The organism is Cupriavidus yeoncheonensis (genome assembly GCF_905397275.1).
GTDB lineage: Bacteria > Pseudomonadota > Gammaproteobacteria > Burkholderiales > Burkholderiaceae > Cupriavidus > Cupriavidus yeoncheonensis.
In genome coordinates, this window is sequence record NZ_CAJPUY010000004.1 from 332,724 (window position 1) to 346,438 (window position 13,715).

The following is a 13,715-nucleotide window of genomic DNA, read 5'->3' on the forward strand; positions in this document are numbered from 1 at the left end:
CCCATGACACCCGACACGCCTTGCAAGCGCCTGCCTTCCATTCCCGCCCGCAATGCCCGCCGCTGGATCGGCGGCACGCTCGCCGCCTGGCTGCTGGCCTGCGCCGCGAGCGCCGGCGCGCAGCCGCTATGGTTCGCGGGCGGACGCCCGACGCCCGACGCACAGCAGGCCGTGACGGCGCTGGCCGGCGCCGAGGCTGACGGCCTGACGCCGAAGGACTACGATGCCGAGGGCCTGACGCGTGCGCTGGAGCAGGCCGCTACCGGCCCGCAAGCGGCGCCGGAGGCCATGGAGAAACTCGACAACGCGCTCAGCGACGCCATGCGGCGCTACCTGTCGGACCTGCACCATGGGCGCGTCGATCCGCGCAAGGTGCACGCCAATTTCACGGCGCCGGCGTCGGCGCAGTTCGAGCCCGACAGCTACCTGCGCGCCGCCGTGGCCAGCCACCGGCTGCCCGACGCGATCCGTGAAGCCGCGCCATCCTTCCCGCTCTACGGCACGCTGCGCGATGCGCTCGCGCGCTATCGTGCACTGGCCGCGCAACCAGGCTGGGAACGTCCGCTGCCCGCCCCGCCGGGCGGCAAGCTGACCAGCGGGCAGGCCTACAGCGGCATTGCCGAACTGGCCCGGCGCCTGCAAGCGCTCGGCGACATGGCTGCGGACGCGCGGGTGCCGCGGCGCTATGCCGGCGCCGTCGTGGACGGCGTCAAGGCCTTCCAGTCGCGCCACGCACTGGAAGCGGACGGCACCATCGGCGCCGGCACGCTGGCCCAGCTCAATACCCCGCCGGCGGCACGCGTACGGCAGATCGAGCTGACCATGGAGCGGCTGCGCTGGACTCCGCTTGCCGAGGGACCGCGCGTGATCGTCGTGAACATCCCCGAGTTCATGCTGCGCGCCTATGAATACAACGACGGCAAGCTCGACATCAAGCTGGAGATGAAGGTCATCGTCGGCAAGGCGCTGGACACGCGCACACCGCTGTTCAAGGAGGACATGCGCTACATCGAGTTCAGCCCGTACTGGAACGTGCCGCCGTCGATCGCGCGCTCGGAGACCATCCCCCAGCTGCGGCGCGATCCGGCGTACTTCACGCGCCAGGGCTTCGAGTTCGTCTCCAACGGCAAGGCCGTGACCACGCTGTCCGACGCCAACCTGGACGCGGTGCTGAACGGCCAGATGCGCATCCGCCAGCGCCCCGGTCCGATGAACGCGCTCGGCGACATCAAGTTCGTGTTCCCCAACAACCAGAACATCTACCTGCACCACACGCCCACCCCGCAATTGTTCAAGCGCGACCGGCGCGATTTCAGCCATGGCTGCATCCGCGTGGAAGAGCCCGTGGCGCTCGCGCAGTTCGTGCTGAAGGACATGCCGGGCTGGACCGAGGCACGCATCCGCCAGGCGATGACCAAGGGCCAGTCCAATACCGTGGCGCTCCAGCAGCCGCTGCCGGTGGTGCTGGCCTATGGCACCGCCATTGCCCGCGCCAATGGCCGGATATACTTCCTGCCTGACATTTACGGCCAGGACAAGCTGCTGGACCAGGCGCTGCGGCAGAACACCGCGCGCCGGCCACCCGGTGTGCCTGCATCGGCACCGGCTGCGCCGGATGCCCTTGCACATCCCTCGCCATCGCAGAACCCGACATGAAACACTCCCGCATTCCTTCGCGCCGGCGCTTCCTGCAACACACCGGCGGCCTGGCCATCGGGGCCGGCCTGGCCGCGCTTTCGCCGCAGCTGGCGCTGGCCAGCGTGCCGGGCGCGCGCAGGCTGTCGTTCGACCATACGCATACCGGCGAGCACCTCTCGCTGGTGTACGCGCTGGGCGAACAGGTGCTGCCGCAGGCACAGGCCACCCTCAACCGCTTCCTGCGCGATCATTACTCGGGCCAGGTGGGCGTGATCGATCCGCAACTGTTCGGCCTGCTGTTCGACTTGCGCCAGACGCTCGGCAGCGAGTCACCGTTCCAGGTGATCTCGGGCTACCGCAGCCCCGTCACCAACGCGCGCCTGCGCCGCACGGGCGGTGGCGGTGTCGCCAGGCACAGCCTGCACATGGACGGGAAGGCCATCGATATCCGCCTGCCCGGCGTGGCGCTGGCCGATCTGCGCGATGCCGCGATGTCGCTTGGCGTCGGCGGCGTAGGCTTCTATGCGCAGGAGGATTTCGTGCACATCGACACCGGACGCGTGCGGCACTGGGGCTGAACGCGGCGCTCTGCTACGGCGAATTCGCGCCCGACTGCTGCTGTCCGCAGTCAGGGGACATCGCTAGCCTTGAGCCTGTACCACGCCTGCAAAGCGTGGCCAGCCCCAGAGCTATGCGAGACCAGCCCCATGTACCTCTATGACTCCACCGACCAGCAACTGGTCGACGAGCGCGTTGCGCAGTTCACCGACCAGACCGCACGCTTCCTGAACGGACAGCTTCCGGAAGAAGAGTTCCGCGTGCTGCGCTTGCAGAACGGGCTCTACATCCAGCGCCATGCGCCGATGCTGCGCGTTGCCATCCCCTACGGCATGCTGGTCTCGCGGCAACTGCGCAAGCTTGCGGAAATCTCGCGGCGCTGGGACCGCGGCTACGGCCACTTCAGCACGCGCCAGAACATGCAGTTCAACTGGCCGCGCCTGGAAGACGCGCCCGCTATCCTGGCCGAGCTCGCCACGGTGCAGATGCACGCGATCCAGACCAGCGGCAACTGCATCCGCAACACCACGACCGACCACTTCGCCGGCATTGCGCCGGATGAGGTGGTGAACCCGCTGGTGTGGTGCGAGATCATCCGGCAGTGGTCCATGCTCCATCCCGAGTTCGCCTTCCTGCCGCGCAAGTTCAAGATTGCCGTGAGCGGCGCCAGCACCGACCGCGCAGCGGTGGGTGTGCACGACATCGGCCTGCAGGCCGTCGAGCGCGACGGCGAAACCGGCTTCCGCGTCTGGGTCGGTGGCGGCATGGGCCGCACGCCGATGGTCGGCAAGGTGATCGGCGAGTTCGTGCACTGGTCTGACCTGCTGACGTACCTGCAAGCCATCCTGCGGGTCTACAACCTGCATGGCCGCCGTGACAACAAGTACAAGGCGCGCATCAAGATCCTGGTGAAGGACCTCACGCCGGAAGTCTTCGCGCAACAGGTCGACGAACACTGGCAGAGCATTCGCGGCGGCCCCGATACGGTCGATGCCGGGTTCGTGCGCGCGATCGCCACGCGCTTCACCACCCCGGAATACGCGCCCTCCGCCGCAACCGATGACGACCCCAATCCCGCGCTGGCGGCCGCCAACCCGCGTTATGCGCGCTGGCTGCGCAGCAACGTGCATGCGCACCGCGTACCTGGCTACGCCGCCGTCACGGTGTCACTGAAGGCAACCGGCACGCCGCCCGGCGACATCACCGCCGACCAGATGGACGCCGCGGCCGACCTCGCGGACCGCTACGGTTCGGGCGAACTGCGCGTCTCGCATGAACAGAACCTGATCATCGCCGACGTGCGCCGCACGCGCCTGCATGAGCTGTGGCAGCAACTGCAGACGTGGAACCTCGCCACGCCCAATATCGGGCTGCTCACCAACATCATCGCGTGCCCGGGCGGGGACTTCTGCTCGCTGGCCAATGCCGTGTCCATTCCGCTGGCCGAAGCGATCCAGCAGCGCTTCGACGATCTCGACTATCTCTACGAGATCGGCGAGCTGGACCTGAACATCTCCGGCTGCATCAACTCGTGCGGGCACCATCATGTCGGCCATATCGGCATCCTCGGCGTCGACAAGGCTGGCGAGGAGTGGTACCAGGTCACCATCGGCGGGCGCCAGGGCGGGCCGTCCGGGGCAGCGATCGGCCGCATCATCGGGCCATCGTTCGCGCGCGACGAGATCCCGGAGGTGATCGAACAACTGATCAAAAGCTACCTTGCCATGCGCGACAGCGAGGCGGAGCGCTTCATCGATGTGGTGGAGCGCGTCGGTTTCGAACCGTTCAAGGCGGCGGTCTACCAGAACCCGACAATTGCCCGGCGACGTCAGCAGGCGGACGCCGCGCGCGGCTGACGCCTGCCCGCGGCGACGCATGGCGCTCAGATCCGCAGGCCGCCCTCGTCGCGGCCGACCCTGCGCACCACGGAGACGGTCCAGGCCGCCAGCCCGGCGACTGCAAGGCCAACCAGCGCGCGTCCGGCCGCACCTTGCTGGTCCGCCAGGTACACGCTGCACAGCTGCTGCGGCGCGTCCTGGTAGAGCAGCCCCGCCACCAGCGTCATCGCGCTCCAGTTGATCGCAAAGAATGCCTGCAGCACGACGCCGGCGCGCGGCCAGGACAGGCCCAGCGCGGCGCCGGCCATGATCATGCTCGCCACTTTCGCAACGGACCAGCGCGCATCCAGCACCGCGAGATCCAGCGCGACCGGAAGCATCCAGTAGCTGGCGATGGCCGTGACGGCAACCAGGCCCGGCAGCCCGCGCCGGTTCCAGCTGTCGCAAGCCTGTGCATTCCGGCCCGATAGCGCGGCAGCAGCCACGCCGAGTGCCAGCAGCAACGGCAGTTCGATCGCCATATGCCGGAACATCGAGGCCTCCAGCCACCCACGCAGCAGCGCCAGCATGGCCAGCGCCGCGCCGGGCAGCCAGGCCGGGGTGGGCCGCTCAGCGCTGCGCATGGACGATGTCGGCCAGTACGGCATCCGGCCGGTCGATGTCGTAGGCGCGGGCCAGCCGGCCCTGCGCGTCGATGAGGAAATGCGCGGCATTGTGGACGTAGTCGCCGCGGCCATCCGGCAGCACGACAATGCCGAACGCCTTCAGCAAGGCCGGCAGGTCGGCGGCGTCCGCCACCGTGGCCATGCGCCAGACGGCGGGATCGGCACCTTGCTTGCGGGCATAGGCACTGAGCACGTCAGGCGTGTCGCGGCCCGGATCGAAGCTGATGGCCAGCAAGCGGTAGCGCCCTGCCAGGCCGCGCGCGACCAGCTCGGCCTGCAGGTAGGCCTGCCCGGACGCGCTGCTGCGGCAGACCGTGAGGCAGTGTGTGTAGAGGAAGGTGACCAGCGTCTGCCGTTGCGCGCTGCCGGGTTCGCGCAGGGGGAAGCGGCGTCCGGAGGCATCGGCCAGTTCGATCCCGGGCAGTGCAAGCGGTGCTCGCGCGAGGTCATATTGCCTCGCGCCGTCCGACGTCACCACGCGAAAGCCGCGTGTCACGTGGGCGAAGGCGAATAGCGCCAGCGCGCTGACGAGGGCCGTCGCAACCAGGGTGCCCCGCCAGCCGCCGGACATCACTGTGCTCCGGCGAGCTTATGCAGTTCGTCGCTATGCCACGGGTCCTTGCGCGACGCGCTCCACTTGCGGGCCGCGCCAACGGCCGCCGCGTCGATGGCGGGCGCCTGGTTGCCCCACGCGCTGCGGATATGCGTGAGCACCGCGGCCAGTTCGGCATCGCCCAGCTGCTCGCCGAAGGCGGGCATCGCGCCGTTATAGGTCGTGCCCAGGATCTCGACGGGACCGGTCAGTCCGTGCAGCACGATCTGCGACAGCACGACAGGATCGCCCGTCACCAGCGGCGACCCGGCCAGCGGCGGAAATACGCCAGGCAGCCCCTGGCCGGTAGCCTGGTGGCAGGCCTGGCAGTTGGCCGCGAACAGTTGCCTGCCGTCGGCCACGCGCGCACCTCCGGCAGCACCCTGGGCCAGCGCCTGCGCGTCGCGCCGATCGCCAAGCTGGGCGAGGCCGTCGGCGCGCTCGGTCCAGATATAGCTGGCGGCCCAGACCACCAGTCCGGCGACCAGGCCCAGCACGATCTTCGGCACCGGGTTGTGCTGCTCGTGCGGGTCGGCGTGTTCAGTCTTGTGGCTGTTTGCGGGCTTCATCTGGGGCATGGCTCTTCGTGGTGCCGGCGGCGAGCGCGAGGCCCTTGGCCAGGCTCGCCTCGGTCGGGGTCAGGACGGGATAGGTGTGGCGCAGCCCGGTCAGGTAGGCAACCAGGTCCAGCGCCTGCGGCGTCGCCACCACGGCCTTTCCGGCCGGGGCGGCACCGGGCGGCAGCGAGACAACGCGATCGTCCTTGCCGACGGCGTCGCTGTCCTTGGTCTCGAACAGGAACGGATAGGCGGGCATGATGCTGCCGGGCACGTAGGCACGCGGCTGGTACAGGTGTCCGAGGTGCCAGTCGGCACTGGGCTGTCGCACGCCGATATTGAACAGGTCGGGGCCGGTGCGCATGGTGCCGAGCAGCGGCGGGTCGTCATAGTGATAGTCCGCCGCGACCGAGGGCCGGCCCCAGCCGCGCTGCGCATCGGCAATGCCGGCGCCGGTGGAGCTGGGTTGCTGGGTATGGCAGGCAATGCAGCCGTTGGCCATGTAGACCTGCCGGCCGCGCAGTTGCGCGCTGGTGTAGGGCGCGAGTTCCTTCGGCGCCGGCACATCCTTCAGTTGCAGAAAGGGCACCACGATCATGGCGCAGGTGGCGAGCGACAGCGTCACCATGGCGCCGCCTACGAGCTTCAGTTCGTTTTCCATCGTCGTCGGTCCGTCGGCCAGTCAGGCCAGGGATTCGGAAACCACGCGGTCGCCCTGCCGCAGCGTGGCCGGGCGGAACGCCATCAGCGCGAAGTGGCAGGCGAACACCAGGTGGCCGAGTGTCATCAGCGCGCCGCCGATCGAGCGTCCCTGCAGCCAGGGCAAGGTCACCGCGACCGACTCCATGAATGGCCGGGCCGGGTCAAGCAGCGCCAGCCCTTGCAGCACGCCGCCGATCGTCAGCGTCACGAGGTAGATCGCAAACCCGCCCGCGACCAGCCAGAAGTGCGCGGAAATCAGCGCCGGCTTCGGCCACGGCGCATCGACGATGCGCGGCATGGCGAAGTAGATGCCGCCGAAGATCACCATCGACACGAAGCCATACATGCCCAGGTGCGCGTGCGCCACGGTGAAATGCGTGAAGTGCGTGATGGCGTTGAGCGAGCGCAGCGCCTCGAACGAGCCCTGCACCGAGGCCAGCGTGTACATGATGGCGCCCAGCACCACGAAGCGCAGCGTCGGCGAATGCTTCAGCACGCCGAAATGGCCCTTGAGCGTCAGGTGCTGGTTCACCGAGAACGCGACCACCGGGATGATCATCATCACGCTCTGAACGATGGAAAGCGTGATCAGCCAGCCGGGTATGGGTCCGCCGATCAGGTGGTGCGCGCCGACCTGTCCGTAGAAGAACGCCAGCGTCCAGAAGCCCAGCAGCGACAGGTTGTACGACTGCACCGGCTTGCCGATGACCTTGGGCAGGAAGTAGTACACCGCGGCAATCGACAGCGGCGTGTAGAACAGCCCGAGCACGTTGTGGCCGAACCACCAGTTCATGGTGGCCTGCTCCACGCCGAAATGCACGCCCGGCACCTTGGCGACGATGTAGAGCACCGGAAACCAGAACAGCGCCGCTCCCATGTACCACACCGACACGTAGAGATGATGCACCTGGCGCCGCTGCAGCATCAGCACCAGCGGCACGCCGATCAGCATGCCGCCCGCCGCGAACAGCAGCCCGATCTGCCAAGGGATCTCCAGCCATTCCATGCCGGCATTGATGCCGCTGGCAATCGCGCCCAGCCCGGCCACGAGCCCCGCGTTCCAGATCAGCGTGCCGGCCAGCGCGAAGCGGCCGCCGCTCAGCGGCGTGCGCAAGAGACGCGGCATCATCCAGATCGCCAGGCCCAGCAGGCCCATCGGCGCCCAGCCATAGGCCACCGCGTTCAGGTGCAGCACGCGCATGCGGCCGAACGACTGCCACGCCTGCGTGACCAGGAAGTCGGGCAGGTGCAGCTTGAGCGAACTGACCAGCCCCGCGGCGGACGCGACCACCAGCCAGACCACGGCACAGCTCAGCAGCATCAGCGCCGGCATGGCGCTGGAACGGTCGGCCCGGGCGCGCGCGGCGAGCTCCTCGGCAAGGTCTGCGTCGGGCGCCGTGGTCGCGCCGGACCCCGAGGGATCTTCGGGCCGGCCCACCTCGCCGCTGGCAAAGATGGTCCGGGCGCCGCTCGACTCCAGGTCGAACAGCCCTTTCCTCAGGGACCAGATAAAGGCGAACAGGCCGCCGATCGACAGCAGGAAGGTAAGCAGCAGCAGGCTGGTGGGATCCATGGCATTGGGGGCGATACGGGAGCGGGCCGGTGCGGTCCGTCTCCCGGGAATTGGCCGGCCAATGCTAGACGCGCCCTCTCCGGTGCAACAGAAGCAGAAAGGGAGGAAACGACCGGAGCAGCGTTTCCGTGGGTGCTACCTTTTGTCGCAGCTCGTACTTCACACGCCAAGAACAGGCTGGCAGACAAGACCGGTCTGGTACCGATCCCCTGCATCCATTACAGTTGATGAAAGGGCGAAAAGGACGAGATCAGATGACAGGCACCGCGCGACAGATGACACGCTATGAAGAACTGGCGGAGGACATCGCCCAGTCGATCCATGCCGGCGTGCTGCGCCTGGGCGACCGCCTGCCGTCGGTCCGCCAGGCGAGCGCGGGCCGCGGCGTGAGCCAGTCGACCGTGTTCCAGGCCTATTACCTGCTCGAGGCGCGCGGCCTGATCCGGGCGCGCGAGCGTTCCGGGTATTACGTCGCCACGGGCTCGCGCCAGCTGGCGCCGGAAGCGGAAACGCCGTCGGCGCCGGCCGAGGTATCCGGTCCGATCGATGTCAGCGAACTGGTCTTCAAGGTGCTCGAATCGACCATGCGGCGCGACGTGGTGCCGTTCGGCTCGGCCTTTCCGAGTCCCCTGCTGTTCCCGCTGCAACGGCTGGCCAAGACCATGGCCGCGACGGTGCAGAAGCTCGACCCGTGGAGCAGCGTGGATGACCTGACGCCCGGCAATGCGAGCCTGCGCCGCCAGATCGCGCTGCGCTACCTGGCCGACGGCCTGACCGTGCAGGCCGACGAGATCGTCGTCACCAACGGCGCGCTGGAAGCGCTGAACCTGTGCCTGATGGCCGTCACGCGTCCCGGCGATGCGGTGGTGATCGAAAGCCCCACGTTCTACGCGGCGCTGCAGGCGCTGGAGCGCTGCGGCCTGTCCGCGATCGAAGTGCCCACGCATCCGCGCGAGGGCATTGATCTCGGCGCGCTGGAGCAGGCCCTGCAGCGCCACCGCCCCAAGGCGTGCTGGCTGATGACCAATTTCCAGAACCCGCTCGGCTCGCTGATGCCCGACGCCAAGAAGCAGGCGCTGGTGGAGCTGCTGGCGCGCTACGAGGTTCCGCTGATCGAAGACGATGTCTATGGCGAGCTCTACTTCGGCACGCGCCGCCCTACGCCGGCCAAGGCCTTCGACAAGGCCGGCCTGGTCATGCACTGCGCGTCGTTTTCCAAGTGCCTGGCACCGGGCTACCGCGTGGGCTGGGCCGCGCCGGGCCGCTTCGCGCGCGACGTCGCACGGCTCAAGCTGACCACCACGCTGGCCGGCTCCGCGCCCGCGCAGGCCGCCATTGCCGCCTACCTGGAAAAAGGTGGCTATGACCGCCACCTGCGCCAGCTGCGGCATGCGCTCATGCTGCGGCAGGACGCCGTGGCGCAGGCCGTGGCGCGCCACTTCCCGCCCGGCACGCGCGCCACGCGCCCGGCGGGCGGCTATTTCCTGTGGATCGAACTGCCCGAAGGCACCGACACGCTGGCGCTGCACCAGCTCGCGCTGTCGCACGGCATCAGCATTGCGCCGGGGCCGATCTTTTCGGCGCGGCCCGGCTTCCGCAACTGCATGCGGCTCAACTACGGGCATGAGTGGGACAAGCGCGCCGAGACCGCGCTGGCCACGCTGGGCCGGCTGGCCGGCGCCGTGGCCGGCGCGCGGCCGTAGCCGTCGGGATCAGCCCTCGGCGCGGGAAGTGGCGTAGGCCTTCGGCGCCAGTTCTGCCTGCTCCGGCGCGGACGCGCCCGCCGCCGCCGCGCGCCGGTGGTCGATGCCGCCCACCGCCAGCACGGCCACCACGGCGGGTACCGCGATCGCCAGGAAATTCTGCTCCAGCGGCAAGGCCATGCCGACCAGCACGCCGATCACGATCGGCGCAAGGATGGCGCCGGCCCGACCCACGCCCGAGGCCCAGCCGATGCCCGTCGAGCGCGCGGCCACCGGGTAGAACTGCCCCGCATAGGCATAGGTGACGATCTGCGTGCCGATGGTCGAGGCACCGGCCAGGCCCACCAGCACGAACAGCACCGGCGTGGGCACCTTGTAGCCGAGCAGCGCGATCGACACCGCGGCCAGCGCATACATGCCCATCAGCACGTACTTGATGCTGAAGCGGTCGGCCAGCCAGCCGCCGCCGATGGCCCCCAGCATGCCGCCGATGTTCAGCACCAGCACGAACGTCAGCGCCGAGCCCAGGCTGTAGCCGGCCGACGCCATCAGCTTGGTCAGCCACGAGCTGAGCGCGTAGACCATGAACAGGCACATGAAGAAGGCCAGCCAGAACATCAGCGTGCTGAAGCCCCGCCCTTCGCGGAACAGCTCGGCCACGGCGGCCTTGCCGCCCGTGCTGGCGTCCGGCAGGACCAGGTGGTCGTCGTCACGGCAGGGGCGCGCCGGGTCGATCGCGCGCAGGATCTTGCGCACCGCGTCGTGCTGACCGGTGCGCAGCAGGAAGGGCATGGAGTCGGGCAGCTTGCCGAGAATCAGCGGCACCAGCACGGCTGGCGCGCCGGCCGCCAGGAAGACGGACTGCCAGCCATACTGTTCCAGCAGCTGCTTGCCGAGCAGCGCGGCCAGCATGCCGCCGACGGAGTAGCCGCTGAACATCAGCGTCACCAGCGTGCCGCGGATGCGGCGCGGCGAGTACTCGGTCATCTGCGCCACCACGTTGGGCATGACGCCGCCAATGCCCAGGCCGGCCAGGAAGCGGCTTGCGGCGAACACCATCGGATCATGGGTCAGGCCCGACGCCGCGGTGAACACGCTGAACAAGAGAATGCAGATGGCAATGGCCTTGCGCCGGCCGATGCGGTCGGCGATCGTGCCCAGGAAGATGGCGCCGAACATCATGCCGAACAGCGCCGAGCTGACCATGAAGCCGGCGTGCGTGGCCGACACGCCCATGTCCTTCATGATGGCTGGCAGGGCAATGCCGGCGACCGCCAGGTCATAGCCATCGAAAATGATGATCAGCGCGCACCAGAACAGCACGCCGGCATGAAAGCGGTTGAAGGTGGCGCCGTCCGCCACCGCATATACGTCGATTTTTCTCACTACCTGTCTCCTTGTCGTCCAAAGGTCCCGCTTCTTGCGTCGGGATCGCGACGTTGCCGGCGGCACGTCTTCTGGCGTGGAGGATAGGAGTGCGGCAAGCCGGCAGTCCAACACCGAATGGGTATTTCCGGAATACCTTGAGGGTATTGCCCGCAAAGGCGCCCACAGACTGGCGCGACTTGCAGGGTGGCTGCGCTGAAGCCCGTTCAATCAGGGTATACATGGGGCCGTATGGCCATACCCGGCCGGCAACTGGCTGCCGGCCGGGGCGGGTATCACTTGCCGGAAGGATCGTCTTTCGGGTTGAGGTAGTTGATGTCCAGCGGGCCGGTGCCGTGGATCTGCACGACCGTCTCGGTCTTGCTGAAAGCGTAGTGATGCGCCTTGGCCGGCAGGTAGTGGAAGCCGCCGGTCTTCAGGGCATGGGCGTGGCCCATGTCCATCTTGTCTCCGGCGCCGAGGTAGAGCGCTCCCGAGATCACCGTCAGGTTCTCGGCCTGGGTGTGCCAGTGGGGTGCCACCTTGTATCCGGCCGGCATCTTGAGCCGGATGACGAACGGTGCGTCCTTGCCCGGGTCGCCGTAGAGCACGGCAAGCTTCGCCCCCTTGGGCAGCGAGGGTGGCGCGTCAGCCCATTTCAACGCAGCGGGATTGATCATCTCCATGCCGGCCGCGGCCGGCTCCTGGGCACTGGCCGGCCCGGCTGCCAGCAAAGGCACGAGCGTCGCGGCCGCCAGCCATGCCAGCCGCGCCCGGTGCCCGGAAGAATGCGCATTCATGGTCTTCTCCTTATTGCTTCGGCACCGCATCGCAAGCTCCGGGCGGTGCCTGAGACCATCGTAGTGCAGAAGCACGATGCCGCACGGAGCCCGGCAATCGTCCGGCCAGCCTCGTCCTGCCAGCCTCGTCAGGCGGCCCGGTTCGGCGGATGCGAGTTGCCGCCCGCCGGCGCATGCAGGCGTCGCCAGACCAGCCACGGCAGGCGCACCAGGCAGCCCGCCGTCAGCCGCAGGTGCATCCACGCCAGCAGCAGGTTGTCGCGCAGGTAGCGGAAATGGGATACCCCGCCCGCGCGTGGATCGAAGTAGCGTACCGGCGCGTCGAGGTTGACCGGCCGCACGCCACGCCAGCACAGGCGCACGGCGACTTCCGGGTCGAAGTCGAAGCGGCGCATCCAGCGGCTTTCGCGCATCACGGCGCGCAGCGGTGCAATCGGGTAGACGCGGAACCCGTACAGCGAGTCGCCGACGCCGGCCCACAGCGTCTCCATGTCCGTCCAGAGATTGGACAGGCGGCGCCAGTAGACGCGCTCGACCGGAGCGCTGGCGTCGAATACCGGCCGTCCGAGCACCATCGCGCCGGGCTCGCGCATCGACACCGCCATGAACTGCCCGATCAGGTGCGCCGGATGCTGGCCGTCCGAGTCCATCACCAGCACATGGGTGAAGCCCTCCGCGGCGGCGGCCTCGATGCCGCGCAGCACCGCGGCACCCTTGCCCTGGTTCTCGGGCAGGACCAGCACGCGCAGGCCGGAATCGTTGGCGGCCTGCTCCTGAAGCCACGCCACGCTGTCGTCGGTGCTGCCATCCACCACCACCCAGACCGGGCACCACGCCTCGCGGGCGGCGCGCAGCGTCCCCTGCAGCATGGCGCCGGGGTTGTAGCTGGGGATCAGCACCAGATGGGTCGGGGACGGCTGCACGGCCATGGCGGCGCGCTCGGTTCAGGCCATGCCGCCATTGACCGACAGCACCTGGCCGGTCACATAGGCTGCGGCATCGGAAGCGAGGTAGGCCACCATGCCCGCCACGTCTTCGGGCGTGCCTGCGCGGCCCGCCGGCACAAGCTGGCGGATACGCTCGGCGGGAAACGCCAGCTCCGTCATGGGAGATTCGATCACGCCCGGCGCCACGGCATTGACCGTCACGCCGCGCGACGCCATCTCGATCGCCAGCGATCGCGTGGCGCCGATCAGGCCGGCCTTGGCCGCGGCATAGTTGGCCTGCCCGCGGTTGCCCATCACGCCCGCCACCGAGGCCATATTGATGATGCGGCCCCAGCGCGTGCGCATCATGGGCATCAGCAGGGGCTGGGTAACGTGGAAAAAGCCGTGCAGCGAGACATCGATCACGCGGCGCCACTGCTCGCGGCTCATGCCGAGCAGCGGCGCATCGTCGTGGATGCCGGCGTTGTTGACGAGGATCTGGACCGTGCCGTGGGCGAGGATGCCCTGCAACGCCGCTTCGGTGGCGTCGGCGTCGGTCACGTCGAAGGCGATGGCGGTGGCGGCACCGCCCGCGGCGCGGATGGCGGCCGCCACGGCTTCCGCCTGGGCCAGGTTGCGGTTGGCGTGCACCCAGACCTCATGTCCGGCACCCGCCAGCGCGTGGCTGATGGCGCTGCCGATGGCGCCGCTCGCGCCGGTGACGAGCGCCAGCCTGCGCGTGACCTGCGGCGTGCCCTGCTGCGCCATATGCTGCTCCCGTGTCTGCCGGATTACGGA

General features: G+C 68.7%; 13 protein-coding genes. 4 read left to right on the forward strand and 9 right to left on the reverse strand.

Features of this window, described 5'->3' with window-relative positions:
• Positions 1 to 3 precede the first annotated feature (3 nt).
• The 3 genes from KHO22_RS07750 (at position 4) to KHO22_RS07760 (ending at position 4,052) form a co-directional block, all read left to right on the forward strand.
• A complete protein-coding gene (locus KHO22_RS07750) occupies positions 4 to 1,656 on the forward strand; it encodes a L,D-transpeptidase family protein (RefSeq protein ID WP_211946513.1) in 1,653 nt (550 codons plus the stop codon).
• Entirely contained in the window at positions 1,653 to 2,216 is a 564-nt protein-coding gene (locus KHO22_RS07755; RefSeq protein ID WP_211946514.1) for a YcbK family protein, read from the forward strand. The genes KHO22_RS07750 and KHO22_RS07755 overlap by 4 nt, the downstream gene beginning before the upstream one ends.
• A 129-nt stretch (positions 2,217 to 2,345) precedes the next feature.
• Positions 2,346 to 4,052, forward strand: a complete 1,707-nt coding sequence (locus tag KHO22_RS07760; protein ID WP_211946515.1) for a nitrite/sulfite reductase — start codon at positions 2,346 to 2,348, stop codon at positions 4,050 to 4,052.
• A gap of 26 nt (positions 4,053 to 4,078) precedes the next feature.
• On the opposite strand, the gene KHO22_RS07765 is transcribed toward KHO22_RS07760, so the two are convergent.
• From KHO22_RS07765 to KHO22_RS07785, 5 genes are read right to left on the reverse strand one after another with little or no spacing between them, the layout of a single operon-like run.
• Positions 4,079 to 4,657 carry a hypothetical protein gene (locus KHO22_RS07765; RefSeq protein WP_211946516.1) on the reverse strand — a complete coding sequence of 193 codons (579 nt, stop codon included), beginning with the start codon at positions 4,655 to 4,657 and terminating at the stop codon, positions 4,079 to 4,081.
• Positions 4,644 to 5,270 (reverse strand): SCO family protein, encoded by a 627-nt coding sequence (locus KHO22_RS07770; protein WP_211946517.1) that lies wholly within the window; start codon positions 5,268 to 5,270, stop codon positions 4,644 to 4,646. Before KHO22_RS07770 ends, KHO22_RS07765 begins: the two co-directional genes overlap by 14 nt.
• Positions 5,270 to 5,860, reverse strand: coding sequence for a c-type cytochrome (locus tag KHO22_RS07775; RefSeq protein WP_211946518.1), 591 nt, complete (start codon positions 5,858 to 5,860; stop codon positions 5,270 to 5,272). Before KHO22_RS07775 ends, KHO22_RS07770 begins: the two co-directional genes overlap by 1 nt.
• Entirely contained in the window at positions 5,832 to 6,509 is a 678-nt protein-coding gene (locus KHO22_RS07780) for a cbb3-type cytochrome c oxidase subunit II (protein ID WP_211946519.1), read from the reverse strand. Before KHO22_RS07780 ends, KHO22_RS07775 begins: the two co-directional genes overlap by 29 nt.
• 21 nt (positions 6,510 to 6,530) lie before the next feature.
• Positions 6,531 to 8,123 (reverse strand): cbb3-type cytochrome c oxidase subunit I, encoded by a 1,593-nt coding sequence (locus tag KHO22_RS07785; protein ID WP_211946520.1) that lies wholly within the window; start codon positions 8,121 to 8,123, stop codon positions 6,531 to 6,533.
• Positions 8,124 to 8,398: 275 nt separating this feature from the next.
• Here KHO22_RS07785 and KHO22_RS07790 point away from each other — a divergent pair, with 275 nt between their 5' ends.
• Complete coding sequence (locus KHO22_RS07790) at positions 8,399 to 9,826, forward strand: aminotransferase-like domain-containing protein (RefSeq protein WP_211946576.1); 1,428 nt, start codon at positions 8,399 to 8,401, stop codon at positions 9,824 to 9,826.
• A 9-nt stretch (positions 9,827 to 9,835) separates the two neighbouring features.
• On the opposite strand, the gene KHO22_RS07795 is transcribed toward KHO22_RS07790, so the two are convergent.
• From KHO22_RS07795 to fabG, 4 genes are all read right to left on the reverse strand, one after another.
• On the reverse strand, positions 9,836 to 11,212 hold the full coding sequence (locus KHO22_RS07795; RefSeq protein WP_211946521.1) for an MFS transporter: 1,377 nt from the start codon (positions 11,210 to 11,212) through the stop codon (positions 9,836 to 9,838).
• Between the two features lie 275 nt (positions 11,213 to 11,487).
• Complete coding sequence (locus tag KHO22_RS07800) at positions 11,488 to 11,991, reverse strand: cupin domain-containing protein (protein WP_211946522.1); 504 nt, start codon at positions 11,989 to 11,991, stop codon at positions 11,488 to 11,490.
• A gap of 128 nt (positions 11,992 to 12,119) precedes the next feature.
• Complete coding sequence (locus tag KHO22_RS07805) at positions 12,120 to 12,920, reverse strand: glycosyltransferase family 2 protein (protein WP_211946523.1); 801 nt, start codon at positions 12,918 to 12,920, stop codon at positions 12,120 to 12,122.
• Between the two features lie 15 nt (positions 12,921 to 12,935).
• Positions 12,936 to 13,685: a 3-oxoacyl-ACP reductase FabG gene (fabG, locus tag KHO22_RS07810; protein WP_211946524.1), complete on the reverse strand. Its 750-nt coding sequence runs from the start codon at positions 13,683 to 13,685 to the stop codon at positions 12,936 to 12,938.
• Positions 13,686 to 13,715: the final 30 nt, after the last annotated feature.

Coding starts and splice junctions, on each gene's coding strand:
- KHO22_RS07800 (WP_211946522.1), bottom strand. CDS start 11,991: ATGAATGCGCATTCTTCCGGGCACCGGGCGCGGCTGGCATGGCTGGCG.
- KHO22_RS07750 (WP_211946513.1), top strand. CDS start 4: ATGACACCCGACACGCCTTGCAAGCGCCTGCCTTCCATTCCCGCCCGC.
- KHO22_RS07770 (WP_211946517.1), bottom strand. CDS start 5,270: ATGTCCGGCGGCTGGCGGGGCACCCTGGTTGCGACGGCCCTCGTCAGC.
- KHO22_RS07785 (WP_211946520.1), bottom strand. CDS start 8,123: ATGGATCCCACCAGCCTGCTGCTGCTTACCTTCCTGCTGTCGATCGGC.
- fabG (WP_211946524.1), bottom strand. CDS start 13,685: ATGGCGCAGCAGGGCACGCCGCAGGTCACGCGCAGGCTGGCGCTCGTC.
- KHO22_RS07790 (WP_211946576.1), top strand. CDS start 8,399: ATGACACGCTATGAAGAACTGGCGGAGGACATCGCCCAGTCGATCCAT.
- KHO22_RS07755 (WP_211946514.1), top strand. CDS start 1,653: ATGAAACACTCCCGCATTCCTTCGCGCCGGCGCTTCCTGCAACACACC.
- KHO22_RS07765 (WP_211946516.1), bottom strand. CDS start 4,657: ATGCGCAGCGCTGAGCGGCCCACCCCGGCCTGGCTGCCCGGCGCGGCG.
- KHO22_RS07780 (WP_211946519.1), bottom strand. CDS start 6,509: ATGGAAAACGAACTGAAGCTCGTAGGCGGCGCCATGGTGACGCTGTCG.
- KHO22_RS07775 (WP_211946518.1), bottom strand. CDS start 5,860: ATGAAGCCCGCAAACAGCCACAAGACTGAACACGCCGACCCGCACGAG.
- KHO22_RS07805 (WP_211946523.1), bottom strand. CDS start 12,920: ATGGCCGTGCAGCCGTCCCCGACCCATCTGGTGCTGATCCCCAGCTAC.
- KHO22_RS07760 (WP_211946515.1), top strand. CDS start 2,346: ATGTACCTCTATGACTCCACCGACCAGCAACTGGTCGACGAGCGCGTT.